The following is a 25,773-nucleotide window of genomic DNA, read 5'->3' as shown; positions in this document are numbered from 1 at the left end:
CGAGGCTACGACCGTTTCCCTGAACAGAGGTCTACCTTGAGCACGGATGTTCGCGTCCAGCAGTCCGTCGTCGCCAACCTGTCCGGCCGTCCGGCGCCCGTCGAGTCGGGGCCGTTCGTCATCGGGTTGGACCCCGACACCGACAGCCCGCACATCAACTACGCGACGCCACGACCGAACGCCCCGATCACCCCGGCCGACGTCACGGCCCTCGTGGCGGCGTTCCGTGAGATCGACCGCAAGCCCCGGCTGGAGTACGTCGTGAGCTGCGCACCGGACCTCGAAGCGCTGCTGCTCAACGCCGGGTTCGCCGTGGAGGAGCGGCACGCCTATCTGACGTGCGTACCTTCGTCGCTCGCTGTGCCGAGCCTGCCCGACGGCTTCACGTTGCGGGAGCCGGGCACCGACGAGCAGCGCGCCGCGCTGAGCGGCGCGCAGCACGAGTGCTTCGGCGGCGACCCGGTCGCCACCGAATCGGACATCACCCGGATGGCGCGCCTGCAGGCGCAGGGCGGCATCGCGGTCATGGCCGTGGCCGGCGACGGCGCCTGCGCCGGTGGCGGGCAGGCCGTACCGCCCAGCGGTGGGGTCAGCGAGGTGGCCGGCATCGCCGTGCGGCTGCCGTACCGCCGCCGCGGGTTGGCGGGTGCGATCACCGCCGAGGTGACCGGGCGGCTGTTCGCCGGTGGTGCGGAGATCGCCTGGTTGGAGGCCTCCGGCGAGGACTCGTGGCGGGTCTACGAACGCGTCGGCTACCGCCCGGGCGGTAGCCGACTCTACGTCGTTCTGGACTGACGCCCGGTTGATCTTGGGGCCGATACCCACCTATAAGTGGGTTTTGGCCCCAAGATCGCTTAACGGTCGCCTTGGGCGGTTCACGCCGGTGGCCGGCTGGACACGAACGCGACGATCTCGTCGAGGCCCGGGCGGTAGCCGTCGCTGGTGTCCACGTCGAGTTCGGGTACGTCGAGCCGGACGCGGTCGAAGCCGTCGTGGGCGCTCGCCTGCACCTCCCGGTCGGCGAGCGGCGTGTCCACGTGGGCCCGGCGCGTCGGGTTCTCCGCCTGACGGCGCTGGATCCTGGCGTACGCCGTGCGGGCGGGCACGTGGCAGTGGATCACACGGAGGTCGGCGAGGCGCGTCAGCGGCTCCAGGTGCGGCCGCCAGACCCTGTCCTGGAAGGCCGCGTCGGCGACCGTCGTCACGCCGGCGCTCACCAGGACGCGGAGCACCTGGAAGAACGTGGGCAGCGTCCGCATCGTCAACTCGTCGCCGGGGGCGGGGACGAAGTCGCCGGCGGTGTGGACCATGCCCTCCTTGATCTCGTCACGGCAGATCGCCGGGCAGCCGATGCGGCGGGCGAGCCGGTGCGCGAGCGTCGTCTTGCCGGCGCCGGCCGGCCCGCTGATCACGACGAGGATCGGTGGTGGCCGCACCAGCTCAACGCTGTCAGGCGGGCACCGCGACCGCAAGCCGGCTCAGCTGGGCGAGTACGTGCTCGTGGGCGCGGCGCGCGGCGACGACGTGGTCGGCCGCCACCCGGGCGACCACGCTCGCCGAGATCGCCGCGGCCACGGCGGCGGGGGAGAGCAGGCCGCTGGCCGCCGCGAACGCGCCCAGCAGGGCGGCGTTGGCGCCGCCCGGCCACACGTGCCCGGGCGCCAGCCGCGCGGCCGGCACCGCCAGCACCCGGGCCGGCGCCAGGTGCGCGACCCGGTCGGCGAGCCCGAACTGCTGCCACGTCGATTCGCCGTTGAGCAGCGCGAGGCCGGAGGGCCGCAGCCGGGCGAGGACATCCGTCTCGTACAGCAGCGTCGGGTCCTGCACGATCACCGCGTCGTACTGTGCGGCGGCCGTGAGCTGCCCGTCTTCGTGGTGCAGCCCCACGTAGGCGACCGTGGGGGAGCCGGCGTGGACCGGCTCGACGCCCGACGCCACCCACGCGTGCCAACCGTCCATAGTGGCCGCCGCCGCGAGGATCCGCGCGGCGCCCAGCGTCGCCTGGCCGCGTCGGCCATGTACGCGCACCTGGAACATGCCCTTACCGTAGGTGTGGGACCGCACGAGGAGGCAGGGGCCTTCGTCCCGCCGGCCCTGACCTTCGGCCCTGTGCCGGCGCGCCGGCACTGGCGGAGCCTGGGCGGGCGAGGAGAGGGGACGGCATGTCAGACCTGACCGTCGGGGTGGTACGGGAGGAGACGCCGGGCGAACGCCGGGTCGCTCTCGTGCCGGGCGCCGTATCGCGGCTGCCCACCGGTGTGGTCGTGCAATCCGGCGCCGGTGCTGGCGCGTGGTTCGACGATGACGCGTACGCGCAGGCGGGCGCCCGCCTCGCGAGCCGGGCGGAGGTCCTCGCGACCGCCGACGTCATCGTGTGCGTACACCCGCCGGAGGACGCGCTGCGCGCCGGGCAGGCGCTGGTCGGCCTGCTCCAACCGCAACGGCGACCTGACGCGGTGGCGGCGTGGGCCGCAGCCGGGGTCACCGCGATCAGCCTCGACCGGCTGCCGCGCACCCTCAGCCGCGCCCAGGCCATGGATGCCCTGACCTCGCAGGCCAGCGTCGCCGGGTACAAGGCGGCGCTCGTCGCCGCGACGGCGTACGGCGGGTTCTTTCCGCTGCTCACCACGGCCGCCGGCACCATCCGCCCGGCCGGGGTCCTCGTGCTCGGCACCGGGGTGGCCGGGCTGCAGGCCATCGGTACGGCCCGGCGCCTCGGCGCGGTCGTCAGCGCGTACGACGTGCGGCCGCAGGCCCGCGGGGAGGTCGAGTCGCTCGGCGCCCGGTTCGTCGACCTGCCCGGGGCGGCGAGCGGATCCGGCGACGGCGGGTACGCCCGCGCCCTGACCGAGGAGGAGGGCCGCGCCCAGCAGGCCGCGCTCGCCGAGCACATCGCGCGCGCCGACGTCGTCATCACCACCGCCCAGGTGCCCGGCGGGCGGCCACCCGTGCTCGTCACCGAGGACACCGTGAAGCTCATGCGGGCCGGCGCGGTCGTCGTCGACCTGGCCGCCGGGCCGCTGGGCGGCAACGTGGCCGGTTCCGTGCCGGACACCACCGTGGTCACCGACAACGGGGTCACCGTCATCGGCGCGGGCAACCTGCCCGCCACCATGGCCCCGGCCGCGTCCACGGCGTACTCCCGCAACATCACCGCCGTACTGGCACACCTGGTGCGCGACGGCGCGCTCAGCCTCGACCTCACCGACGAGATCACCTCGGCGCTCGTCGTCACCCACGACGGAGTCACCCACGACGGAGGAGCCCGATGAGCCTGGACCTGCTGACGGCCGTGACCATCTTCGTGCTGAGCCTGCTGGTCGGCGTCGAGGTGATCAGCAAGGTGCCGGCGACCCTGCACACCCCGCTGATGTCCGGCGCCAACTCGATCCACGGCGTGGTTCTGGTCGGCGCCATGGCCATCGCGGCCACCGCGCACGACACCCTCGGGTACGTCCTGGCGTTCTTCGCGGTCGCCTTCGGCGCCATGAACGTCGTGGGCGGCTACGTCGTCACCGACCGGATGCTGCACATGTTCCGCGGCTCCCGTAAGCAGGGCTGAGCGATGGACACCGCCATCCAGTACGTGCTGCTCGCCGCCGCCGCGTGCTTCGTGCTCGGCCTGCGGCTGATGAATCACCCGGCCACGGCCCGGCGCGGCAACCTGCTCTCCGCCGGGGCCATGGGCGTCGCGGTCGTGGCGACCGGCGTGGTCATCGCCCGCCACGCCACGATCACGGTCACCGGCTGGGCCGTGCTGTTCGCAGGGCTCGCCACGGGGTCGGTCGCCGGCCTCTACGCGGCGCGGTCGGTCCGCATGACGGCCATGCCGCAGCTGGTCAGCCTGTTCAACGCGGTCGGCGGCGGCGCGGCGGCGCTGCTGGCGGTCAGCGACCTGATCGGCGCGCACGCCGTCCCGGTCCGGGTCGGCGTGCCGGCCAGCATCGACATCGCCATCGGGGCCGTGACCTTCACCGGTTCGCTGCTGGCCGCCGGCAAGCTGCAGGGCCTGGTGTCGGGCGCGCCGATCGTGTTCCCCGGCGCCCGCCTGGTCAACGTCGTCATCGCGGCCCTCACGCTGGGCTCGGGCGTGTGGCTGGCCGCGCGGCCCGACAACACCGTCGCCCTCGTGCTGCTCGTGGTCGGCGCGCTGGCCTTCGGCGTCACGATGGTGCTGCCCATCGGCGGGGCCGACATGCCGGTGGTCATCTCGCTACTCAACGCCTTCACCGGTACGGCGGTGGCGATGGCCGGGTTCGTCCTCGGCCAGACCATCCTGATCATCGCAGGCGCGCTGGTCGGCGCCTCGGGCGCCATCCTGACCAAGCTGATGGCCGACGCGATGAACCGCTCCATCGCCAACATCATCATCGGTGGCTTCGGCACCGCCGACGACGCCGCGTCCGCCGAGGGTGGCGCGCAGGGCACGGTGCGGTCGGGATCCGCCGACGACGTGGCCATCCAGTTGGCCTACGCCAACAAGGTGATCGTGGTACCCGGGTACGGGCTGGCCGCCGCCCAGGCCCAGCACGAGATGGCCGGCCTCGCCCAACTCCTGACGGGCCACGGCGTCGAGGTGACCTACGCCGTGCACCCGGTCGCCGGCCGCATGCCCGGACACATGAACGTCCTGCTGGCCGAGGCGAACGTGCCGTACCCGCAGCTCATCGAGATGGAGGAGGCCAACGGGGAGTTCGCCCGCGCGGACGTGGCCCTCGTCGTCGGCGCGAACGACGTGACCAACCCGGCGGCCCGGCGGTCCGGCAACCCCATCTCCGGCATGCCCATCCTCGACGTCGACCACGCCCGTAGCGTGGTGGTGATCAAGCGTTCGCTGGGCCACGGGTACGCGGGCCTGGACAACGAGCTCTACACCGACCCCAAGACCACCATGTACTTCGCCGACGCGAAGCAGGGCCTGGCCGCCCTGACCGCGGCGGTACGCACCTTCGTGGGCTGAGGAGGCATTGTGACCATGCAGGATCTGCTTGCCGGGCACCCCTTCCTGGCCGGGCTCCCGGACACCTGGTTGGAGCCGCTGTCGCTCCAGGCGCGTCGCTCGGCCCGGCACGCCGGCAGCCGGCTGTTCCACGCGGGCCGCCCGGCCCGCCACTTCTGGCTCATCATCGACGGCCGGGTCGACATCGACGCCACCGCGCCGGACGGCGCGGACGTGGTCGTCGACACGCTCGGTGCCGGTGAGGTGGTCGGCTGGTCGTGGCTGTTCCCGCCGTACGCCTGGCACTTCGGGGCCATCGCGGTCGCGACGACGCAGGCCATCGAGTTCGACGCGGAGGGCGTGCGCCGCCTGTGTGACCGCGAGCCGGCCCTCGGGTACGAGCTGAGCCGCCGGTTCATGGTCGTTCTGTTGCGGCGCCTGCAGGCCACCCGCGACCGCTGTGCCACGCACGGTGTGACGGCTGGTTGAAGTTCGCGCGTACGCGCTGCTTCAATTCAACTGAAGCCCGTCGGGTGAGCTGGCCTTCACTGACGCGAGTACGAGGAGACTCCATGCTCAAAAGGCCAGCCGTCCCGGCCGTTGGCGCAGCACTGGCCACGGTCCTAGCCTTCTTCACGATCATGTTTGCGCAGGCCGCGCAGGCGGGGAACGCCGTGCCCGTCATGGCCTCGGTGGACACCACGCCGCCCAGCGTGCCGACCGGGCTGTCGGTGTCGGTGAACTGCAACCGGGACGTCTCGGTGCGGTGGACAGCCTCGACCGACGACGTCGGCGTCGTCAACTACGACGTCTACCGCAGCAACTCCGGCATCGTGGCCACGACGACCTCGACGACGTACGCCGACCGCATCAGCGGCGTCATGGTGCAGTACCAGGTGCGCGCGCGCGACGCGGCAGGCAACGTGTCGGACTACTCGGCCGCCGTGACCGCCTACATTCCGGGGTGCCCGGTGCCCACGAGCGCCGGGCCCACCACGGCCGCGGTGGACACCACGCCGCCCAGCGTGCCGACCGGACTGTGGGTGTCGATCTCGTGCACCCTGGACGTGAGCGTCGGGTGGACCGCCGCCACCGACAACGTCGGCGTCACCGGTTATGACGTGTACCGGGCCAGCGGCAACAGCAGCTTCGCCCTGATCGCGACCATGGCCGGCACGACGTACGCCGAACGCATGCCCACGGGCGGCCTGGTGCAGTACCAGGTGCGCGCGCGGGACGCGGCCGGCAACGTGTCGGCCTTCACCTCGCCGGTCACCGGGTACATCCCGCCGTGCCCGCCGCCGTCCAGCGCGCCGGTGTCGCCGTCGGCGAACACCCAGAGTTGCACGGCCACCTACAGCGTCGGCAACAGTTGGCCCGGCGGGTTCCAGGGGCAGGTCACCGTGACCAACCGGGGCACCACCGCGACGACCGGGTGGACCGTGACGCTGACCTTCCCGAACGGCCAGCAGATCACCCAGGTCTGGGGCGGCCGTACCACGAGTACGGCGAGCCCGTACACGGTGACGAACGAGACCTACAACGGCGTACTGGTGCCGAACGCGTCCGTCACGTTCGGCTTCATCGGCACCTGGACCGGTAGCAACGGTGCTGCCACGGTGGCCTGCGCCCGTACCCCATGACGCTCGTGGGCGGGGCGCCTGCGGCGCCCCGCCCACGGCATGGTCGGCTTCGGCATCCCGCTGCCCGGCAGGCCCACCTCAGAGGGCGTCGCTGACCCTGCGCCTGGACCCGGTGCCTCAGGGACGAGCCAAACGCCGCCTCAGCTGGAACGCACCTACGGTGTTCAGCGTTACACCCCACAGCAGAACGACGACGGACCACTGCGCCCACGCGAGCGCATCCATCTGGCCGGAGAGCAAATTCCGCACGGTGGCGTAGGGAGCCAGCCACCCTTGCGCCGGACGCAGAATGTCTACGCTGCCCAACACGAACCACAGGCCCAGCGGCAGTACGACGGTGGCGAGGCAGGCCAGGAAGGCCGGCCGTAGCAGCAAACCAAGCCCAGTAGGTGGGCTGTTCTCCAGCGACGACGGCCACGGCTCCCAGCAGGCCCACCAGCAACGTGACCCCGGCGAGCCATCGCCTGGACGTCGTCGCGACGCTGCGCCCGAACATGAAGCCGGTAGCCGCACCTAAGCTGGTGAACGTCTCGTCGACCTCTGCCCGGCCCTGAACCACGCGTGCCCCCGTTTCGCCGTCTCCGTTGGCCTGCGCAGATGTCATGGAAGCGCAGGGGCTGTCGAGGTGGCTTTCGGATCGGGCGATGAGTCGATGGTCCCGCCGACGATCCGAAGTGCAGACAGTGCGGCGTATGAACAGCAGGTTCAAGCGCGCATCAGTCTCGTGCGCAGCGCCTCCGCCACGGCGTCCACTCCATGCCCGTAGATGATGATGTCCCGACGCTGCTCACTCACTACAGCATTCTCGACCCTGTTCGTCGTAACGGCACGACCTGGGCATCGGGAACCCACAAACCCCTACTCTGTCGTCATGATCGAACGGTTGACCCGTAGATGGCAGCGAGAGACAGCGGAGCAGGAGGCGGCGGTCGTCGCGGGAACCTTGTCGTCGGACGACGCTTACGCATTGACGTTCTTCCCGCCGGGGTTCGTCGCCGCGGTTGACGCCTCCTTGGCCGCGTACGAGCAGGAGATCGCAAGTATGGATCCGCCGACGGATGAGGCTGTGTGGGGCGCGGTCGAACGGGTCGTGGTCACTCTCAACAGCATCGATCAGGACTTCGGCCAGCACATCGAGACCATGACGAGGGAAGAGCTGAGCGAGTACATCGAGGATGTCCTCGCCGAGGCAGGCATCGACGTCGAGGCGTTGTTGGAGCGCCGTGGCGTCGAGGAAGCGGCAGGCGAGTGGCGCGACTGGTGATCAACACAGTCGAGACGTGGCACCGGCACTCATCGACCTCTCGGGCGAAACCACCTGCCGGTTCGGCGTCGGACTACAGTCGAACGACCTCAGCGTCCAACAGGCCAGTGGCTTCGTCGACGATGGCCAGGAACTGGTCGGTCGCGAGCGGGGCTTACGAGGACACGGTCAGGCGCTTCGACAACGGCTGGAGGACCACGCGAAGAGTCGTCCGGCCACGCCACATCTCCCTGCAACCATGACAATGCTGGCTAATAGGCAGAGGCTGCGGCAACGTCGCGTCGGTTAGCCTGCCGTCATGGCGAGCGCCGAGCTGGATGAGTTGATTGTCGCGGACGCCGGGGCGCTGCGCGTGTGGTTGTTGGCCAACCACACCACGTCGCCCGGCGTTTGGCTGGCCCTGACCAAGAAGGGCGGCACGGTCACAACGCTGACCTGGCAGCAGGCGGTCGATGAGGCCCTGTGCTTCGGTTGGATCGACGGGCAGGCCCGGAAACGGGATGAGGAGACCTCCTGGATCCGGTTCACCCCTCGGAGACCTCGCAGCCCTTGGTCACAACGCAACGTCTCCAACGTGGCCCGGCTGGAAGCACAGGGCCGAATGCTGCCCGCGGGCCGGGCCGCGGTCGACGCCGCGAAAGCGGACGGGCGGTGGGCGACGCCCTACGCCCCGCCGTCGGAGGCCGAGGCACCGGCCGACCTCCTCGCCGCCATCGCCGCCGTTCCGGCCGCCCAAGCCATGTTCGACGTACTCACCAAGACTAACCGGTTCGCTCTCGTCTACCGGGTCAACGCCGTCAAACGGGCGCAGACCCGCGAGCGAAAGATCGGCGAGTTCGTCGCCATGCTGGCCCGCCACGAGACGATCTACCCGCAGAAAGCCAAACCTACGAACCCGCCGTAACCGGCGCCTTCGCGCTGGTCGGCCTCTGCGAGTCGGCAGTCGCGGCCGGCTACCCTCGCGCGTACCCGCGTCGGTACAGCCATCCGGTTGTGTTCATCGTTGATGTCCTCGCCTTGTCTCTGCCAGAGCATCCTCTGCTCGTCGTTATTCAACGCAATAGCGGCCGGCGGCTCGCCGCCGGCCGGATGCCCTGACCTGTTGCCGATGGCGCGTTACCTTGAGAAAAGGTCCGGGCGGCCGTCGACACGTGGTCCTTTCCTCGCCGCCCGTGTGTCGTAGGTCGGTGGTTGGATAGCGGAATGGCACACGCAACCTCGGCTGATGGGACCCTGATCGCGTACTACACGGTCGGCGAAGGCGAGCCCATCGTCATTGTCGGCGGCGCCTTCTCGACCGCCGAAGCCGCCACGCCGCTGGCCGAGGCGCTCGCCGCGTCGGGCTTCCAGGGCGTCACGCTCGACCGCCGCGCGCGCGGCTCGAGTGGCAACACCGAGCCCTATGCGCCCGAGCGCGAGGCCGAAGACCTCGCCGCGGTCATCGAAGCGGTCGGACGCGAGGCATCCGTTCTCGGGCACTCCTCAGGAGCGATGCTCGCGCTGTTCGCGGCCGCTCACGGCGTGCCCGTAAAGCACCTGTTCCTGTCCGAGCCGCCGTTCCTGTTCGGCGAGGGGGATCCTGGCGACGACTTCCCCGAGCGGCTGCAGGCCCTCGTCAGCGAGGGCAGGCCCGACGAGGCCGTGACCACGTTCCAGCGCGAGGCGGTCCGCTTGCCCGCCGAGACCATCGATCAGATCAGACACAGCCCTATGTTCCCGTCGCTGGTCGCGGTGGCGCAGTCGGTCGTCTACGACGCGACCCTCAGCCGCGAGGTGTCGACGCCGACGACCTCGATGACGTCGATCGACGTGCCGGTCACGATCCTGCGCGGGGAGCCGACCTTCCCGATGCTCGTGCGTGCCGTCGAGTTGCTGCACGAAGCCATGCCGAACGCCGAGCTGATCGTCGTGCCCGAATCACACGACCACAGCATCGACCCCGCTGGCACCACGCGGGAAATCCGCCGCAGGCTCGCCGCATGACGCGCCTTCTCGTGCTCGCACGCGGACTAAACGTGGGCGGCAGGAACACCGTCGCGATGGCGAAGTGGCGGACCAGCCTCGAGGCGCTCGGCTTCACCGGCGTCGCGACCTACATCAACAGTGGCAATGTGCTGCTCGACTCAACGGACTCGGCCGCGACCGTCAAGAAGAGGATCGACGCCGACCTGGCGGAGAACTTCGCCATCCACGACGAGAAGGTCAAAGTGCTCGTGCTCACGCGCGGCCAGCTGAAGAAGGTCATTGAGAATCGGCCAACGGGCTTCGGCGACGAGCCGAAGAAGTACCACAGCGATGCGATCTTCCTCATGGGCGTCTCGACGTCGGATGCCATGGCCGTCTTCAACCCACGCGAGGGCGTCGACACCATCTGGCCCGGCGACGGCGTGATCTACTCGCGGCGGTTGAGCGCCGAACGCACCAAGAGCCGCCTGAGCGCGATAATGTCGTCTCCGCTCTACACGTCCATGACCATCCGTAGCTGGAGCACGACCATGAAGCTCTGGGATCTCATGAACGACTGAGCAGTCGGCAGCGCTGACTCGATCGGTGCCGCGGCATCCTCTCCTACGTCGCAGACGACGGCGTACGGCTTTGCCGGTGAGAGGCGTTGCGCTCGCTGTCGTACCGGGGTGAGTTCGCCGAGAAGTGGCCGGGGACGCCGGCCTGGTCGCACAAGTCTTGTATGGCGACCGTACTTCTCGGCGATGCGCGGACCTGAAGGCAGACGCTGATTGTCGGCGGGCTACAGGCTGTTGATTCGGGCCAGCAGCTCTTCCTCGGTGAGGTTTTCCAGGACCGCGTCCTGCTTGCGGCCCAGGGCTGCCAGCAGCTTTTCCTTCTCCAGCTTCTTGGCTGCCGCCGCCTTCGCCGCCTGGTCCTCGGCGAGGCGGACGGCGATGACGTGCTTGACGACCTCCAACTTGGTCTCCAAGGTTGCCTTGGCCGGATTGGCCTCGGTGGCCACGAACGACTCGGTGTCGACGGCCTTGAGTTCGGCGTTGACCGCCTTGGCCACGTCATCGAGGCTGAAGCCGGACTTGGCGGTCAGCGGAAGCTCCCACAGCTGTTCCGTGGTCAGCAGTCCCCTGGTCGACGGGTAGCGGAACTTTTCCCGCGTGGCCTTTTCAAAAATGGTCACGATGGACCTTCCTCCGGTGTTGGGTGGGAAGTCAGAACTGGATACTGAGGAGGTGGCGCCGGCCGCTGGTCATGGTCACCTTGGCGACGACAGAGCTGCGGACCGTGGAGCTGAAGCCGAGGCCGGACAGCTGATCCGGGGACGGCTCGCACTTGGTGCGATCGCCGAGGACCTCGAACACCTTGCGGTGCGGTTGCAGGTCGCCACGGAGGAACTCGTTGTAGATTCCCCGGGTCGGCTGGTCGTTCACGCACCCCTTCAGGATGAAGAAGTAGTGGCGGTTGCCGACTTCGCTGTCGTCGAAGTAGTTCGGCGAGTACATGACGGTGGACACCGGTACGAACTGTTCGGTGGTGATTCCCCACAGCTCCTTGCTCGCGCTGCCGCGCTGCATGTCCTTACCCGGCCGGAAGGCGGTGATCACCTCGTCGGCGACCGTCATCCGGCCCACCTCGACGGTCTCCTTGTGGCCGACCGCCCGCTCGTGGCGGTACTGCTCGATCTTCCCGTTGCTCTCGGTCTCGATCACGAAGCCGACCCCGGTGCTTTCCCGCTTGTGGAACTGGTTCACCTCGATCCGGTACTCGCCGTCGGGGACGTTGCTGGTCCAGGTGACGTTCTCCACCGGCTCGCGCGAGAACGGCCCGCCTGCGTTCATGTCGACGTCCAGCTTGTTGCGTTTGTCCTTGTACCAGATGTGGTCGCCGTTGGGTTCGAACACGTGCAGGTCGAGGTCGTCATGGTTGAACCAGGACAGGCTCACCCGCAGCTTGCCGGTGACGTTGCCACCGGCCCGCTTGACCTTCTCCTTGATCGAGTCGGTGACGTTGCCGTTGTAGGACCAGCCGAAATGGTTGTCCCAGGTGAACAGCCGCGGGGCGGCCGGGTGCCGACCGGTCGTGAGACTGACGAAGTGCGGTTCGTGGCTGTTGGCGACCCACAGGTCGATCGTCGCGGCGCCGGGCAGGATGTCCTTCATGAAGGCGACCACCGGAATCTCCTCCGGCTTCGCGTCACGAGGACGCCCACCTGGCGGCGTCATGGTGGCCGCCCGCATGAGCAGCCCCTCGATGCCGTCCTTCATCCGCGACTGCGTGTCGTTGTCGACCCAGAGCACGTTGGTGACCGACACGTCGGACAGCCGGGCGAACCGCCGCTGCAACGACTCCTCGATGCCCAACTCGTCGATGGTCTTCATGGCAGCCTTGACCATGGCCGGGGTGATCAACGCCCTGGGGCGCCGGTAGTTCTGCGGTGCCACCTTCGTCTCGAACGACCGGACCGCGTCCTCCAGGTCGACGCCCACGGAGAGATCCTGGACAAGGGTGCCGATCACCGTGTTGCGCAACCGGGCCGCCGGGTTCAGGGCGTTGGCGAAAACGAAAGCCTGTTTGTCGGTCGCCGTCGTCCACCGGTTCTGCAGTGACCGGAACTCGGCCACCGCCCGACGATGCTCCGTGCCGCGGTAGAGGGCGTTGTCGTCGATGAGGTCGACGACGGTGTCCAGAGCGTGCTGGGTCAGCTCGGCCAGGCCACGCTGGAACACCTGCACGGCGGCGTCGAAGGTGCCCCGTGCCGCGCGGACGTCCTTGGTCCGATGCCGCTTCTCCACCCGGCCGTGCAGGTGGTGCCACACCTCGACCTGGCCGTCGCGCAGCGCCCGGGTCGTCCTCGTCCCGTACTGCCCCTCGGCGGACCGGAAGATGGTGGACAACGGCAGCGTGCCGACGAACTCGTCCAGTGCGGCGGCGACGACGGAGAAGACCGGGTCGGACGCGGACACCCCCGACCAGATCGAGCGGACCTGTCCGTTGTGGATCTCAACGACGTTACCGAAGTTCTTGATGAACCCGCGGCAGGTCGAGCAGTCGTACTCGGACCGCTCACGGAACCGGGGATTGGTGCCGGCGGGGAACGACTCGAGAAAGGTGAGCCAGAGTGAGTCCCGGTCGAGACCGTCGCCGACGACGTACAACTCTCCCTTGGACATCGCGGACAGACGCAAAGTCACATCCGCCACGAACTGCTCGAAACTGTCCACCGTGTCATCCTCCTCGAATACCGGAGATCCTAAGGAGCACCTGCAATCGAAGAAACGCGTTTCCGGCTGTCCGCACGGTCACGGACGGGCGCCGGTGGCCGCCGGTCAGTCAGACGATCCGGCTGCCGCTGCTGACCACGGCCTAATTAGGGGTCCAACTCGTCGCTGAACGTGGCGAGCACCCGGCCGTCGCCGGCCAGGGCCACCAGCCGGCCGTGGGCGAGGTTCGCGCTGCGGAACGAGAACGTCCGCGTGCCGTCGGCGGCCACCAGCACGGGAATGTCGCGGGCCGCGCCGCCGGGGGCCGAGCGGAACTCCAGCCAGGTCACGGCCGGGTCCACGACACCGTTCACCCGTACCTTCGTCTTCTCGCGGCGCACGCCGAAGGCGACCGGGACGCCGGGCGGCAGCGCCCCGGCGAAGTAGAAGTACCGCGGGTTGGTCAGGTCGGCGGCCGTGTAGGCCTTGAAGGTCGGGTCGGCCGCGGCGGGCAGCGGCAGCAGGGCGACACAGGCGAGCACGGTGGCGGTGGCGGTGCCCGCGCGCAGCCACGTCCGCGCGCCGCCGCCGCGCCGCGCCGACGCGACCGCGACGGCCGTGACGCCCACGACACCGCCCAGGCCGGCCAGGCACACCGCGACCGCGCCGACCGCGCGGGCGTTCTCCAGCGCGAACTGCCACCCCGGGTACGTGGAGACCGCGCGCAGCAGCACGCCGGCCGACGCCGTCATGACGAGCAGCAGCACCGCCCCGGCGACCTTGCGCAGGTGTCCCTCCGCCGCGATGAGCACCATCGCGGCGAGGACCGTCCACAGTTGATGGTGGGTCCACGACACGGGTGAGGCGGCGATGGTCGCGCAGCCCACGAGCACGGTCGCCCGGGCGGGGTGCCCGTGCCGGGTCAGGTGGCGCGCGCGGGCCAGCGCCGCGCCGCACACGACGGCGACGAGGGCGGCCCAGACGAGCGGCAGCGCGTCCACCGGCACGCCCGCGCGCAGCAGCATGCCGTGCACGGACTGGTTGCCCAGCGAGGCGAGGTCGCCGATGCGCGAGGTCTGCAGCATCGTGCCCGTCCAGTACCGCCAGCTGTCGGCCGGCAGCACGGCGAACGCCACCGCCGCGCACGCGACGAACGCCCCCACGGCCCGGGCGGCGTCGCGGTAGCGGCGGGCGAGCAGGAAGTACACGATGAACAGCAGCGGCGTGAGTTTGATCGCGGCGGCGACCCCGACGAGGACTCCGCGCAGCCGCGCCGGCGTGAGCCCGGCGCCGTCGGCGAGCGCGAGCAGCACGATGAGGATGCTGACCTGGCCGAAGCGCAGGTTGCTCTGCGCGGGCGCGGACAGCAGCACCCCGCACGCGATCGCGGCGACCGCCACGGGGCGCCGGTCCGGCGCGACGATGCCCGTCCGGCCCAGCGCGACCGCGATGGCCGCGGCCGCCGCGCACGTGGCCAGCAGCCACAGGATCCGCAGGGCGGCCTCGGGAACGAACGTCATCGGTTGGAGCAGCAGCGCCGCGAACGGCGGGTAGGTGAAGGGACCGCCGTTGCCGGCCACGTAGTCGTAGAGCGGGTCACCGGACCGGACGGCCTGCGCGGCGCCGTAGTAGATGTGCAGGTCCGACAGGCGCTCGGCGGCGGGGCGACGCAGCACGAGCACCGTCGACACGACGGCGATCGCGCCGAACGCGCCCCACAGGGCGAGGGCGGCGGGTCGGCGCCGCGCGGGAGAGCCGGGCACCGCCTCACGGTAGCGATCCGGCGCACGAGGGGACGTGCGCGCACCGGTCACCCTGGCGGTGTGCAGATCGTCGAGGTGACCGGGCTGGCCGTGCGGTCCAATGTGATCGTCCTGCGGCGGCGTGCCACCCCGCTGCGGTTCGTCATCTACCCCATGCTGCACATCGCCGAACCGGCCTTCTACGCCCAGGTGACGGCGCGGCTGAGGACCGCCGACGTGATCGTGGTGGAAGGCATCCGCCGTGGGTCGGCCAACCGTGGGGTGCTCCTGCAGATGGCGTTGGCGGCGACCTACCGCGTATCACAGTTCAACGGCCGCGCCGGCCTCGTCGTGCAGGATGTCGACGTCCGCGCGTTCGGGGTGCCGGTGCTGAATCCGGACATTGACAGTGACGAGTTCCGGACCGCCTGGCGTCGGGCCCCATGGCGCGACCGGGCGATGGTGTGGGTCCTCATCCCGGTCGTCGTCCTGGCCCGCCTCTTCGGCGGCACCCGCGCGATCTGGGATCGGGCGATGGAGGTCTACGACCTGCCCACCCCGGCGGATGAGGAGCTGGCCTACCTGGCGCCGGAACTCGACGAGGCGATGCTCGGCGAGCGGGACGCCCGGTTGGTCGCCGCGCTGTGCCAGGTGCACGAGGAGCGGGCGGTGGAGCCGATCGAGGTCGCTGTCGTCTACGGAGCCGGCCATGTGCCCGCCATCGTGCACGCCCTGAGCGAGCGGTACGGGTACGTCGCGCGCTCCGGAGACTGGCTCACGATCGCCCACCTGTCCCGAGGCGAGCAACCAGCCGCGTCGGTGGCCGCGCCCGCGCGTCGGCCCCGACGGGTGGTCGGGCTGCTGGAGTTGTCGAACCGGCTCGCGCGGCAGGGCCGCCCGGACGAGGCGGTACGCGCCGCGGACGACGCGGTCGACCACGCCGAGATGATGCGGGAGCGGTTCGGCGCCCGCTACGACGTCGACTACGCCTGGGCCACGCTCACGCTCGGCCACCGGCTGCGCGAGGCGGGCCGCGACGACGACGCGACCGCGCTGTACCGCGAGGCCGTCGACATCCTCCGCACGACGTGGCGCGACGACCCGTACCAGCGGGTGAAGTGGCTCGGCCGGGCCCTCACCGACTACGCCGCGCACCTGGTGGCTCAGGGCCGGACCGGCGAGGGGGTGGCGGCCGCGAGGGAGGCCGTCGGCCTCTTCGACGCGGCCGGTGAGACGGCGCGCGACGAGTTCCGGGGGCACTGGGAGTCCGCCCTGGCGAGCCTGCGCGCGGGCGGCGGGTGACGTCGGCGCCCGCGCGAGCTGCCTGGAATAGCGCTGCCGGAACCGGCAGTTCGTCGCGCCCGCGAGTTCGAGGCGCGAAAGACAACCGTCGTACGCGCATCCGGTGGGTCTTTATCTCCCGGGTGCGGCCGTCGCGACGGCGACCCTTGCATGATCGCATTTCGAAACATGGAACGGGGTTCTATGTGGAGGGTTCGTGTGGCTTGCGGAGACGTTTGGCGAGGTCACGGCCGGCTCACGCGCCCGTTGACGGCACGCCGCGACCGCCCGCAACGTTGCTTCGCGCTATGGAGCGGCGTTCTGTCACACGGAACTGCTGGGCGGATGATGCGAACCTTGGGAACGCGGTTTCCTGTTTACGCTCGAAATACTCTGCACTTTCTTGCATTGGGAGAATTCAATGTGACGACAATTCATTGAGCCCTATGGGACCGTTACCCGGAAGACCGGGAATTGAGCAGCCACCGCCGCGAAATCAGCGACCGGCGCGTGGCGGTCGATCGGAATGTGGGGGCGGGCGCCGGGCGCGAGTTCGAGGAAGCGGCGCAGGATCGGCGCGCGCGCCTCGACGTCAACCTCCACGAGGCGCACCGGCTCGGCGATGCCGTGGCGCAGCACGGCGCGGCCGTCGTTGGCCCGCACGTTGGCGACCCAGTTGGTGCGCTCGCCCAGCATGGCGACGAGGTACCGCTCGCCGTCGAGCGCGACGAGGACGAGCGGGAACGAGATGGGTTGCCGGCTGCGACGACCAGGCACTTCGAGCGTGACGCCGCGCCGTGGCACGAGGATGCCGCTCGCGAAGTGCACGGCCGAGACGCGGTTGAGCGCGCGGGCGAGGGCGTTGGGCCGGCCGCGCCGGTACATCCACCGCTGCAGATGCCCCATCGGCCCGGTCGGTCGTGGTCCGGTCATGGTGTCTCCCCACGATGGACGGCTCAGATGTCCCTTCCACGGTATTGCGGGCGGTGGATGAGGTGCAGGGGCATTGGTCCCGTCCGGTGGGCCGATGGCCCAAACGCCCGGGCGCACCGAGACTTTCCGACCTATCGAATACTTATGTTTCGCGCAGGGCTGACGGACGGTCATGGCGACGCCAATTGCGGAGGTCGCGCGCGTTACACAGTGCGAAACGGTTCGAGTGGAGCACGCTGGACGGGCCCTACGTGATCGAGGCGAACCAGGCACTATTGAGATGCCATTGACGACCTCCTATCGATCCATTAAGTTTCGCCCAGGCATCCGAATGTTTCGAAAGTTTTCGGCGGCGATGTCACCTGTTGTGGGCTCGCCGTTACTGCGTGCTGGCCAAGAGAGGGTGGCATGACCGAGCAGTTGCCAGCCGACGTCCTGGACGGGCCCGGGGACATTGGCGACCGACGCGGTGGGCAGCCACCCGGGCCGCCACCCGTACCCACGGTGCCGGCGCGGCTGACGTGGCGGCGGGCGCTACGCCGGGACTGGCAGCTCTACTCGCTCGCCGTGCTGCCCCTGCTGTTCTTCCTGATCTTCCGGTACGCGCCGATGCTCGGCAACGTCATCGCGTTCCGGCGGTACTCGCCCGGCGGCAGCATCTTCGGCGAGTACTGGGTCGGCCTGCGGTACGTGAAGATGTTCATCAACGACCCGGCGTTCTGGCACGTGTTCACCAACACGATGGTCATCGGACTGCTCACGCTGCTGTTCATCTTCCCGATGCCGATCATCCTGGCGCTGCTGCTCAACGAGGTACGCAACCGGTTCTTCAAGCGGTTCGTGCAGACGGTGTCGTACCTGCCGCACTTCCTGTCGATCGTGGTCGTCGCCGGCCTGATCTTCGAGCTGCTGTCCATGGACGGCGTGGTCAACCAGGGGCTCAAGGCGATCGGCCAGGATCCGATCTCGTTCCTGCAGAAGCCGGAGTGGTTCCGGACCATCTACATCTCGTCGGAGATGTGGCAGACCGTCGGCTGGGGCACGATCCTCTACCTCGCCGCCCTGACCACGGTCGACGACAACCTGTACGAGGCGGCGCGCATGGACGGCGCCAATCGGTGGCGTCAGACGTGGCACGTCACGCTTCCGGGCATCCGGCCCACGATGGTGACGCTGCTGATCCTCAACATCGGCACGTTCCTGGCGGTCGGCTTCGAGAAGATCCTGCTGCTGTACAACCCGCTGACGTACCCGACGGCGGACGTCATCTCCACCTACCTGTACCGGGTCGGCGTGGTCTCCGGCAGCTTCAGCTACGCCGCGGCCATCGGCCTGTTCGAGGCACTCATCGGGCTGTTCCTGGTGCTCATGGCCAACACCATCTCGCGTCGCACGGTCGGGGCCAGCCTGTGGTGAAGATCAAGGCCAGCCGGAGCTACCGGGCCTTCCAGGTCGCCAACGCCGTGATCCTCATGGGCGTCGTCGTGGTCACGCTGTTCCCGTTCGTCAACATCGTGGCGCGGTCGTTCAGCGGCGAGCGCTACGTGCGCTCGGGCGAGGTGAACCTGCTGCCCAAGGGGTTCAACCTGACCACGTACGAGACGGTCATGTCCGATCCGATGTTCTGGACGAACTACCGCAACACGGTCGTCTACACGGTGGTGGCCACCGCGATCGCGATGGTGCTGACCACCTGCTACGCCTACGTGCTGTCGAAGAAGCACATCAAGGGCCGCGGCCTGCTCGTCGGGATCGCCGTGTTCACGATGTTCTTCAACGGCGGCCTGATCCCCAACTACGTGCTCGTCAGCGGCCTGGGCCTGCGCAACACCATCTGGGCCATCGTGCTGCCCAACGCCATCAGCGTGTTCAACCTGCTGGTGATGAAGGCGTTCTTCGAGAGCCTGCCCGAGGAACTTGAGGAAGCCGCCGCCGTCGACGGGCTCAACACGTACGGCACGTTGGCCCGGATCGTGCTGCCGCTGTCCAAGGCCGTGCTCGCCACCATGATCCTGTTCTACGCGGTGACCTACTGGAACTCCTGGTTCTCGGCGTTCCTCTATATGGACCGCAGCGAGCTGTTCCCGGTGACGGTCTACCTGCGCAACCTCATCGCCGGTGCCACCAGCGGCACCGACCAGTCCGCGTCCAGCGACACCTCGCTGCAGGTCGCGGCCAACATCAAGGCGGTGACGATCGTGCTCACCTGCCTGCCCATCATGCTCGTCTATCCCTTCATCCAGCGGTACTTCGTTCGCGGCGTGATGCTCGGCGCCGTCAAGGGATAGCCCACACCTTCCGTCCACCCCGAAAGGAAGCAGGACATGCAGAAGCTATCGAGGCGGCAGGTCCTCGCCGCCGCAGGCGCGGCAGGCGTCGCCACCGTCGCCGGCGGCGTGCTCGCCGGCTGCGACAGCGAGCCGTCGCAGGAGAAGGGCGACCTGTCCGGCAACCGCGTCGGGGCCATGGAGAAGTACGGCGTCGGCGACCAGTTCAAGGCCACCGAGCCGCTCACCTTCTCGCTGATGCTGCTGAGCAACGCGAACTACCCGTACAAGAAGGAGTGGCTGTTCTGGTCCGAGCTGACAAAGCGGACCAACGTCACGATCGACCCGGTCGTCGTGCCGGGCGCCGACTACAACCAGAAGCGCAGCGTGATGATCAGCGGCGGCGAGGCCCCGTTCATCATCCCGAAGACGTACCACCCGGACCAGGAGCAGTACATCGCCGGCGGCGCCATCCTGGCGGTCAGCGACTACCTCGACCTGATGCCGCACTTCCAGGACAAGGTCGCCAAGTGGAACCTCAAGGGCGACCTGGACGGCATCCGCCAGGACGACGGCAAGTTCTACCTGCTGCCCGGCCTGCACGAGGACGTCTGGATCGACTACTCGCTCGCCGTGCGTACGGACGTGTTGAACGACCTCAAGCTCACCGCGCCGAAGACGTGGGACGAGCTGACCACCGTGCTGCGCAAGATGCGTGAGGCGCACCCGAACCACTACCCGTTCTCCGACCGGTGGAGCACCCCGCCGCAGCCCGGCGCGAACAGCCTGCTCAACGTGATGGCGCAGAACTACGGCACGTACGCCGGCTGGGGTTACCGCAACGCCCAGTTCGACACGGCGACCGGCAAGTTCGTCTTCACCGGCGCCACCGAGCAGTACAAGCAGCTGGTGACCTACCTCAACGGGCTGGTGAAGGAGAAGCTGCTCGACCCCGAGAGCTTCACCCAGACCGACGACCTCGCCCGGCAGAAGTTCGCCAAGGAGGAATCGTTCGTCATCAGCGCCAACGCGCAGACGATCGTCAACGAGCTCCGCAAGGACCTGGAGAAGATCCCGGGCGCGACGGTCCTCAAGATCCCGCAGCCGATCGGCCCGCTGGGCGAGGTCAAGGAGGGCACCCGGCTGGAGGGCGGCGTCATGATCTCCTCGAAGGCCCGCGAGAGCAAGAACTTCGTCGCCATGATGCAGTTCATCGACTGGCTGTTCTACTCCGACGAGGGCCAGATGTTCGCCAAGTGGGGCGTGCAGGGCACCACCTACACGGGCAGCTACGCGTCCGGCGACTTCAAGCTCGCCCCCGACGTGACCTGGGCCGGCATCAACCCCACCGGTACCAAGAACCTGCAGGTCGAGTACGGCTTCCTCAACGGCGTGTTCGCCTACGGCGGCAGCACCCAGCACCTGGAGTCGCAGTTCTCCGACGAGGAGAAGGAGTTCCAGAAGGTGATGCGGGCCCGCAGGACGCTGCCCGTGGCACCCCCACGCCCGCTCAACGCGGAGGAGCGCGAGCAGGCCACCCTCTGGGAGGCCGCGCTCAAGGACCACGTCAACCAGCAGACGCTCAAGTTCATCCTCGGCCAGCGTCCGCTGTCGGACTGGGACGCCTACGTCGCCGAACTCAAGGGCAAGAACATGGACCAGTACATCGCCCTGGTCAACGGCGCCTACGACCGCTACAAGAAGAACCACGGTTAAATTGATCAACGTTCCAGACGATCCGATCGGCCGGTTGCCCGACGCGTGGCGGTTCTGCGTCGGCACCGGCCGGTTCGAGCTGGCGCTGCGCCGCGATTACCAGGACTCGCTGGCGCTCGTCCAGAAAGACATCGGGTTCCGCTACATCCGCGGGCACGGGTTGCTCAGCGACGGCGTCGGCGTCTACCGACCCCACGAGTACGGGGTACGCTACGCCTTCACCTACGTGGACCAGGTCGTCGACGCGTACCTGGGGCTGGGCATCCGGCCGTTCGTTGAGCTGGGGTTCATGCCCTACGACCTGGCGTCGGGCGACCAGACCGTGTTCTGGTGGCAGGGCAACGTCACCCCGCCCCGCTCGTGGACCGGGTGGGCGGAGCTGGTGAAGGCCACGGTCGCCCACCTCGTCGACCGGTACGGGCTCGACGAGGTGCGCCAGTGGCCCATCGAGGTGTGGAACGAGCCCAACCTCGCCCCGTTCTGGCAGGACGCCGACCGCGACGCCTACCACCGCCTCTACGAGGTGACCGCGCACGCGGTCAAGGAGGTCGACGCCGAGCTGCTGGTCGGCGGGCCGGCCCTGTCACCGGGCGCAGGCGACTGGATGGCGCGGTTCGCGGACTTCGTCGAGGATAGGCAGGTGCCGATCAACTTCGTCAGCTGTCACGCCTACTCCTCCGGGCCCGCCCAGCACGTGCCGTTCGGCACGCACCAGACGCTCGCCCCCGCGACCAAGCTGCTCGACCAGTTCGCGGAGCCGCGCGCGACGCTCGCCGGCACGGCGCTGGCCGGCCTGCCGGTGCACATCACGGAGTTCAACTCCTCGTACCGGCCGGACAACCCGATCCACGACACCGCGTTCCACGCCGCGTACCTGGCGCCCGTCCTCGCGGGCGGCGGCGACCATGTGGACTCCTTCTCGTACTGGACGTTCTCGGACATGTTCGAGGAGGTGGGCATCCCGACGGCGCTGTTCCACGGCGGTTTCGGCCTGCTCACCCACCGCCAGCTCAAGAAACCCACCTACCACCTGTACGCGTTCATGGCGCGCCTCGGCGGCGAGGCGCTCGCGCGCGGGGACGACCACCTGGTGACCCGCCACCCGGACGGGCGCCTGGCCGTGCTGGCCTGGGCCCCGGTCGACGTCGAGGGCACGGCCGTCGGGCCGGGCGACGGGCACCGGGTGCGGCTGTCGGTCCCGCTGGCGGGCGCGGCGGACGCGTTCGTCGCGCGTGCCCACGTGGGGGAGGACGCCGGCAACGCCTACGCGGTGTGGTGCGCCATGGGTCGCCCGCTGTCTCCGCGTACCCGTGAGATTGAGGTGTTGCGGGAGGCGGCGGAACCGGTCCGGCGCTATGAGCGCCTGCCCGTGGCCGACGGCCGGGTGACGCTGGACCTGGCGCTGGGCCGCCACGAGGTCACCCTCGTCGAGGTCAGCGCCGTGGTGGACGAGACGCCGCCGTGGTGGTCCGACAGTCACCTGCTGGGGCGCGGCGATGAGTAACCTAGCCGGCGTGCGTCAATTTGGGGAGGGCCCGCTGTCGCGGGCGACCGCGCTGATCTACACACTGGTGATCGTCGAGGGGTTGCTGGTGCTCACGGCGGCACCGGGTCTGGCGGTGCTCCTGTTCCTCGACCGCGACGCCAGCAACCTGCCGCTGGTGGCGCTCTGCGCGCTGCCCGTCGGGCCGGCCCTGTCGGCGGCGGTCTACGCCCTGCACCACCGCAGCGCCGACATCACCGACTTGCAACCGGCGGCGGCGTTCTGGCGCGGCTACCGGCTCAACGCGGTCGGTGCGCTCAAGGTGTGGGTGCCCGGCCTGGCATGGTTGACGATCGTGGCGGTGACGCTGGCCAACTTCCGCGCGACCGGCCTGCCGCTGTGGTGGGCGGTGCTGGTCGCCCTGACCGGCGCGGCGACCGCGTTATGGCTGGTCAACGCGCTCGTCATCACGTCGCTGTTCGCGTTCCGTGGGCGCGACGTGGCGCGGCTGGCCGCCTACTTCCTGTTCCGGAAGCTGGGCGTGACCGTGTCCAACGCCTGCCTGCTCATCGTGGCCGGTGGCGTCGTGTTCGCGTCGTCGGAGGCGGTGCTGGCCCTGTTCGGATCGCTGTTCGTCGCGATGCTCGTCCTCGGCGCGCGGCCGCTGTTCGAGGTGGTTCGCCAGGAGTACACCGCGTGAAGATCCGTTACGGGGGCGACGACAACCCCGAGCAGCTGATGACCCTCGACCCCGCGTGGCTGCCGGCCGAGGCGTTCCGGGCGATCGGCGCCCGCCGCGTGCTCGTGTGCGCCGAGGACGGGCCGGTCGTCGACACCGTGCTCGCCGAGGTGGCGCGCGCGTGCGCGCGCTACGGCGGGCAGGTTCACCGCGATCCGTCGTTCGACGGGGCGCAGCTCATGCTCGTACTCACCGGATCTGGATCTTTGCCGTCGGCGGCGGGTGACGTCGCGGCCGAGGTCTCCTCCGGCGAGCCGCTGGGCGAGGAGGGCTACGCCCTGGCCCGGCCCGGAGGGACGACCGTGGTGCTCGCCGACGGGCCGGTGGGGTTGCTCTACGGGCTGTTCCACGTCGCCCGGCTGGGCACGGCGGCGTTCGACGGGTGGCACCCGCTGGAGGCGCGCCGGCCCGCGAAACCCCGGCGGATGCTCGACCATTGGGACAACGTCGACGTGCATCCGGTGATGGGCCAGGTCGAACGCGGCTACGCGGGCGGGTCCATCTTCTGGCGCGCCGGCCAGCCGCGCGATCTTGCCCGGGTACGCGAGTACGGCCGGTTGCTGGCCGCCGCCGGGGTGAACGCGATCTCGGTAAACAACGTCAACGTCCACGCGACCGAGGCCCGGCTGCTGACCGACCGGCTGCACCAGGTGGCGGCGATCGCGGCGGTCCTGCGCCCGTACGGCATCCGCGTGCACCTGTCCGTCAGCTTCGCCTCCCCGATGGTGCTGGGCGGGCTGCCGACCGCCGACCCGCTCGACGCGTCCGTGCGCCAGTGGTGGGCCGACGCGGTGTCGGCCGTCTACGCGGCGATCCCGGACTTCGGCGGCTTCGTGGTGAAGGCCGATTCCGAGGGACAGCCGGGGCCGTTCGGGTACGGGCGCACCCACGCCGACGGGGCGAACGCGCTCGCCGCCGCCCTGGCCCCCTTCGGCGGGGTCGTGCACTGGCGGGCGTTCGTCTACAACCACCACCAGGACTGGCGCGACCGGTCCACCGACCGCGCCCGGGCCGCGCACGACCACTTCGCGCCGCTCGACGGGCAGTTCGCCGACAACGTGATCCTGCAGGTCAAGTACGGGCCGGTCGACTTCCAGGCCCGCGAGGCCGTGTCCCCGGTGATCGGCGCCATGGCGTCGACCGCCGTGGCGGTCGAGTTGCAGGTGACGCAGGAGTACACGGGCCAGCAACGCCACGTGTGCTACCTGGGCCCGTTGTGGAGCTGGGTCCTCGGTTTCCCGTTCTCCCGGCGGACGGTCGCTGAGGTGGCCGCCGAGCTGGTCGCCGTGTCGAACGTCGGCGACGACCCGTTCTGGACCGGGCACCCCCTGGCCCAGGCCAACCTGTACGCCTTCGGGCGGCTGGCCTGGGACCCCTCCCTCGACCCGGTCGCCGTGCTCGACGAGTGGATCTCGCTGACGTTCGCGCCGTGCCCGTCACCGCTGCGAGCCGCGCTGCACGAGATCATGGACTCGTCGTGGTCGGTGTACGAGTCGTACACGGCACCGCTCGGGGTCGGGTTCATGGTGGACCCCGGCAGCCACTACGGGCCGAGCGTCGACGGGTACGAGTACAGCCGGTGGGGCACCTACCACTTCGCCGACCGCGACGGGGTCGGCGTGGACCGTACCCGCGCGTCCGGGACGGGCTTCACCGGGCAGTTCCCGCCGCCGTGGCGCGATGTGTACGAGTCGCCGGACTCCTGCCCGGACGAGCTGCTGCTGTTCTTCCACCACGTGCCGTACACGCACGTGCTGCGCTCCGGGCTGTCGGTCATCCAGCACATCTACGACACCCACTTCGACGGGGTGGCCCGGGTCGTGCAGATGCGGCGGCGGTGGGCCGAGGTCGCGGACTTCGTCGGCCAGGCGCGTCACGCCCGGGTCGCCGAGCTGCTCGACGAACAGGTGCGCTCGGCGACCGAGTGGCGCGACCACATCAACACGTACTTCTACCGCAAGTCGGGCATCCCGGATGCCCGGGGCCGGCGGATCTACGCCTGAACGGCCCGCGAGTACCTGATCTCCGTGAGCCCGCGCCACGACCGGTTGTGGCCCTCGTCGAGGGCGAACCCCGCCCGCTCGTAGAAGCGGCGCGCCGGGGCGTGCCGCTCCAGCGCCCACACCAGGCACCGGACGCGGCCGGTCGCGGACATCCACGCGAGCGCGTCCGCCAGCAGCAGGCGGCCGGCGCCCTGCCGCTGGGCGTCCGGGTGCACGTAGAGGGCGAGCAGTTCGCCGTCGGCGCGCTCGTCCGCCGGACCGCTCCACGCGTACCCGATGATCGTCCCGCCGACGAGCGCGAGGGCGACGCGGTCGCCGGGCTGACGACTGGCCCGCGCCCAGTTCCCGGCCGTGCGCACCGGGTCGAGGCCGGCGACCGCCTCCGGGATCCACTCGTGGTACGTGGCCAGCCAGGTGGCCCGCTGGACCTCGGCGATGGCCGGCCCGTCGCCGGGCACGGCGAGGCGGATCGCGACGCCGCCCACCGGGCCGCCTGGCCGCGGTTCCGCCCGGGCGGCGTCCGTATCCGACGGCGGTGGCTTGCGGAAGGACCCCGGCATCCGGCGATGATATGGGTCCGGATCGACGAAGGTGAGGCGCG

General features: G+C 69.7%; 24 protein-coding genes. 17 read left to right on the top strand and 7 right to left on the bottom strand.

The genetic code is table 11. From position 1 onward, the window contains the following. Positions 1–36: 36 nt before the first annotated feature. A complete protein-coding gene (locus ABD191_RS02725) occupies positions 37–795 on the top strand; it encodes a GNAT family N-acetyltransferase (protein ID WP_344076369.1) in 759 nt (252 codons plus the stop codon). An 80-nt stretch (positions 796–875) separates the two neighbouring features. Here the strand turns inward: ABD191_RS02725 and ABD191_RS02720 are convergent, their stop codons facing one another. Together ABD191_RS02720 and ABD191_RS02715 are read right to left on the bottom strand one after the other, a co-directional pair. Then, positions 876–1,436 carry a P-loop nucleotide/nucleoside kinase family protein gene (locus ABD191_RS02720; protein ID WP_344076367.1) on the bottom strand — a complete coding sequence of 187 codons (561 nt, stop codon included), beginning with the start codon at positions 1,434–1,436 and terminating at the stop codon, positions 876–878. A gap of 13 nt (positions 1,437–1,449) precedes the next feature. Beyond that, positions 1,450–2,037 (bottom strand): 2-oxoacid:acceptor oxidoreductase family protein, encoded by a 588-nt coding sequence (locus ABD191_RS02715; RefSeq protein ID WP_344076365.1) that lies wholly within the window; start codon positions 2,035–2,037, stop codon positions 1,450–1,452. Positions 2,038–2,162: 125 nt separating this feature from the next. Here ABD191_RS02715 and ABD191_RS02710 point away from each other — a divergent pair, with 125 nt between their 5' ends. The 9 genes from ABD191_RS02710 (at position 2,163) to ABD191_RS02670 (ending at position 10,371) form a co-directional block, all read left to right on the top strand. Next, positions 2,163–3,272, top strand: coding sequence for an NAD(P) transhydrogenase subunit alpha (locus tag ABD191_RS02710; protein WP_344076363.1), 1,110 nt, complete (start codon positions 2,163–2,165; stop codon positions 3,270–3,272). Continuing rightward, positions 3,269–3,562, top strand: a complete 294-nt coding sequence (locus ABD191_RS02705; RefSeq protein ID WP_344076361.1) for an NAD(P) transhydrogenase subunit alpha part 2 — start codon at positions 3,269–3,271, stop codon at positions 3,560–3,562. Before ABD191_RS02710 ends, ABD191_RS02705 begins: the two co-directional genes overlap by 4 nt. A gap of 3 nt (positions 3,563–3,565) precedes the next feature. Further along, positions 3,566–4,960 carry an NAD(P)(+) transhydrogenase (Re/Si-specific) subunit beta gene (locus tag ABD191_RS02700; protein WP_344076359.1) on the top strand — a complete coding sequence of 465 codons (1,395 nt, stop codon included), beginning with the start codon at positions 3,566–3,568 and terminating at the stop codon, positions 4,958–4,960. A gap of 15 nt (positions 4,961–4,975) precedes the next feature. Beyond that, positions 4,976–5,428 carry a Crp/Fnr family transcriptional regulator gene (locus tag ABD191_RS02695; protein ID WP_344076776.1) on the top strand — a complete coding sequence of 151 codons (453 nt, stop codon included), beginning with the start codon at positions 4,976–4,978 and terminating at the stop codon, positions 5,426–5,428. A gap of 83 nt (positions 5,429–5,511) precedes the next feature. Continuing rightward, on the top strand, positions 5,512–6,582 hold the full coding sequence (locus ABD191_RS02690; RefSeq protein ID WP_344076357.1) for a cellulose binding domain-containing protein: 1,071 nt from the start codon (positions 5,512–5,514) through the stop codon (positions 6,580–6,582). A gap of 871 nt (positions 6,583–7,453) precedes the next feature. Further along, on the top strand, positions 7,454–7,846 hold the full coding sequence (locus tag ABD191_RS02685) for a DUF5713 family protein (RefSeq protein WP_344076355.1): 393 nt from the start codon (positions 7,454–7,456) through the stop codon (positions 7,844–7,846). Between the two features lie 298 nt (positions 7,847–8,144). Continuing rightward, a complete protein-coding gene (locus ABD191_RS02680) occupies positions 8,145–8,750 on the top strand; it encodes a YdeI/OmpD-associated family protein (protein ID WP_344076353.1) in 606 nt (201 codons plus the stop codon). A gap of 299 nt (positions 8,751–9,049) precedes the next feature. Beyond that, on the top strand, positions 9,050–9,829 hold the full coding sequence (locus tag ABD191_RS02675; RefSeq protein WP_344076351.1) for an alpha/beta fold hydrolase: 780 nt from the start codon (positions 9,050–9,052) through the stop codon (positions 9,827–9,829). Next, complete coding sequence (locus ABD191_RS02670) at positions 9,826–10,371, top strand: DUF1697 domain-containing protein (RefSeq protein ID WP_344076349.1); 546 nt, start codon at positions 9,826–9,828, stop codon at positions 10,369–10,371. Before ABD191_RS02675 ends, ABD191_RS02670 begins: the two co-directional genes overlap by 4 nt. A 221-nt stretch (positions 10,372–10,592) precedes the next feature. Here ABD191_RS02670 and ABD191_RS02665 read toward each other — a convergent pair whose 3' ends face one another. From ABD191_RS02665 to ABD191_RS02655, 3 genes are all read right to left on the bottom strand, one after another. Next, positions 10,593–10,988: a hypothetical protein gene (locus ABD191_RS02665; RefSeq protein WP_344076347.1), complete on the bottom strand. Its 396-nt coding sequence runs from the start codon at positions 10,986–10,988 to the stop codon at positions 10,593–10,595. Between the two features lie 31 nt (positions 10,989–11,019). Beyond that, positions 11,020–13,029: a YfaP family protein gene (locus ABD191_RS02660; protein WP_344076345.1), complete on the bottom strand. Its 2,010-nt coding sequence runs from the start codon at positions 13,027–13,029 to the stop codon at positions 11,020–11,022. A 146-nt stretch (positions 13,030–13,175) separates the two neighbouring features. Next, on the bottom strand, positions 13,176–14,771 hold the full coding sequence (locus tag ABD191_RS02655) for a glycosyltransferase 87 family protein (protein ID WP_344076343.1): 1,596 nt from the start codon (positions 14,769–14,771) through the stop codon (positions 13,176–13,178). A gap of 60 nt (positions 14,772–14,831) precedes the next feature. On the opposite strand from ABD191_RS02655, the gene ABD191_RS02650 reads away from it, so the two are divergent. Further along, positions 14,832–16,052 (top strand): tetratricopeptide repeat protein, encoded by a 1,221-nt coding sequence (locus tag ABD191_RS02650; RefSeq protein WP_344076341.1) that lies wholly within the window; start codon positions 14,832–14,834, stop codon positions 16,050–16,052. Positions 16,053–16,475: 423 nt separating this feature from the next. On the opposite strand, the gene ABD191_RS02645 is transcribed toward ABD191_RS02650, so the two are convergent. Beyond that, on the bottom strand, positions 16,476–16,964 hold the full coding sequence (locus ABD191_RS02645) for a nitroreductase/quinone reductase family protein (protein WP_344076339.1): 489 nt from the start codon (positions 16,962–16,964) through the stop codon (positions 16,476–16,478). A gap of 408 nt (positions 16,965–17,372) precedes the next feature. On the opposite strand from ABD191_RS02645, the gene ABD191_RS02640 reads away from it, so the two are divergent. From ABD191_RS02640 to ABD191_RS02615, 6 genes are read left to right on the top strand one after another with little or no spacing between them, the layout of a single operon-like run. Beyond that, positions 17,373–18,380, top strand: coding sequence for an ABC transporter permease (locus ABD191_RS02640; protein ID WP_344076337.1), 1,008 nt, complete (start codon positions 17,373–17,375; stop codon positions 18,378–18,380). Beyond that, a complete protein-coding gene (locus ABD191_RS02635; protein ID WP_344076335.1) occupies positions 18,377–19,252 on the top strand; it encodes a carbohydrate ABC transporter permease in 876 nt (291 codons plus the stop codon). Before ABD191_RS02640 ends, ABD191_RS02635 begins: the two co-directional genes overlap by 4 nt. A 36-nt stretch (positions 19,253–19,288) precedes the next feature. Beyond that, entirely contained in the window at positions 19,289–20,947 is a 1,659-nt protein-coding gene (locus tag ABD191_RS02630) for an ABC transporter substrate-binding protein (RefSeq protein WP_344076333.1), read from the top strand. Between the two features lies 1 nt (position 20,948). Further along, positions 20,949–22,451, top strand: a complete 1,503-nt coding sequence (locus ABD191_RS02625; protein WP_344076331.1) for a GH39 family glycosyl hydrolase — start codon at positions 20,949–20,951, stop codon at positions 22,449–22,451. A 10-nt stretch (positions 22,452–22,461) separates the two neighbouring features. Beyond that, positions 22,462–23,130, top strand: a complete 669-nt coding sequence (locus ABD191_RS02620; RefSeq protein WP_344076329.1) for a YesL family protein — start codon at positions 22,462–22,464, stop codon at positions 23,128–23,130. Beyond that, positions 23,127–25,172 carry an alpha-glucuronidase gene (locus ABD191_RS02615; RefSeq protein ID WP_344076327.1) on the top strand — a complete coding sequence of 682 codons (2,046 nt, stop codon included), beginning with the start codon at positions 23,127–23,129 and terminating at the stop codon, positions 25,170–25,172. The genes ABD191_RS02620 and ABD191_RS02615 overlap by 4 nt, the downstream gene beginning before the upstream one ends. Here the strand turns inward: ABD191_RS02615 and ABD191_RS02610 are convergent. Continuing rightward, positions 25,163–25,732 (bottom strand): GNAT family N-acetyltransferase, encoded by a 570-nt coding sequence (locus tag ABD191_RS02610; RefSeq protein WP_344076325.1) that lies wholly within the window; start codon positions 25,730–25,732, stop codon positions 25,163–25,165. The genes ABD191_RS02615 and ABD191_RS02610 overlap by 10 nt on opposite strands. Positions 25,733–25,773: the final 41 nt, after the last annotated feature.

The sequence above is a fragment of the Luedemannella helvata genome (assembly GCF_039528415.1).
Lineage (GTDB): Bacteria > Actinomycetota > Actinomycetes > Mycobacteriales > Micromonosporaceae > Luedemannella > Luedemannella helvata.
The sequence above is the reverse complement of the archived record's forward strand: the minus strand, read 5'-3'. Positions and strand labels throughout refer to the sequence as shown.

Excerpts from the sequence above, each read along its gene's own strand:
- ABD191_RS02645 (WP_344076339.1), bottom strand. The coding sequence starts at position 16,964 with ATGACCGGACCACGACCGACCGGGCCGATGGGGCATCTGCAGCGGTGG.
- ABD191_RS02670 (WP_344076349.1), top strand. The coding sequence starts at position 9,826 with ATGACGCGCCTTCTCGTGCTCGCACGCGGACTAAACGTGGGCGGCAGG.
- ABD191_RS02700 (WP_344076359.1), top strand. The coding sequence starts at position 3,566 with ATGGACACCGCCATCCAGTACGTGCTGCTCGCCGCCGCCGCGTGCTTC.
- ABD191_RS02710 (WP_344076363.1), top strand. The coding sequence starts at position 2,163 with ATGTCAGACCTGACCGTCGGGGTGGTACGGGAGGAGACGCCGGGCGAA.
- ABD191_RS02610 (WP_344076325.1), bottom strand. The coding sequence starts at position 25,732 with ATGCCGGGGTCCTTCCGCAAGCCACCGCCGTCGGATACGGACGCCGCC.
- ABD191_RS02705 (WP_344076361.1), top strand. The coding sequence starts at position 3,269 with ATGAGCCTGGACCTGCTGACGGCCGTGACCATCTTCGTGCTGAGCCTG.
- ABD191_RS02695 (WP_344076776.1), top strand. The coding sequence starts at position 4,976 with ATGCAGGATCTGCTTGCCGGGCACCCCTTCCTGGCCGGGCTCCCGGAC.
- ABD191_RS02675 (WP_344076351.1), top strand. The coding sequence starts at position 9,050 with ATGGCACACGCAACCTCGGCTGATGGGACCCTGATCGCGTACTACACG.
- ABD191_RS02690 (WP_344076357.1), top strand. The coding sequence starts at position 5,512 with ATGCTCAAAAGGCCAGCCGTCCCGGCCGTTGGCGCAGCACTGGCCACG.
- ABD191_RS02640 (WP_344076337.1), top strand. The coding sequence starts at position 17,373 with ATGACCGAGCAGTTGCCAGCCGACGTCCTGGACGGGCCCGGGGACATT.
- ABD191_RS02630 (WP_344076333.1), top strand. The coding sequence starts at position 19,289 with ATGCAGAAGCTATCGAGGCGGCAGGTCCTCGCCGCCGCAGGCGCGGCA.
- ABD191_RS02685 (WP_344076355.1), top strand. The coding sequence starts at position 7,454 with ATGATCGAACGGTTGACCCGTAGATGGCAGCGAGAGACAGCGGAGCAG.
- ABD191_RS02715 (WP_344076365.1), bottom strand. The coding sequence starts at position 2,037 with ATGTTCCAGGTGCGCGTACATGGCCGACGCGGCCAGGCGACGCTGGGC.
- ABD191_RS02680 (WP_344076353.1), top strand. The coding sequence starts at position 8,145 with ATGGCGAGCGCCGAGCTGGATGAGTTGATTGTCGCGGACGCCGGGGCG.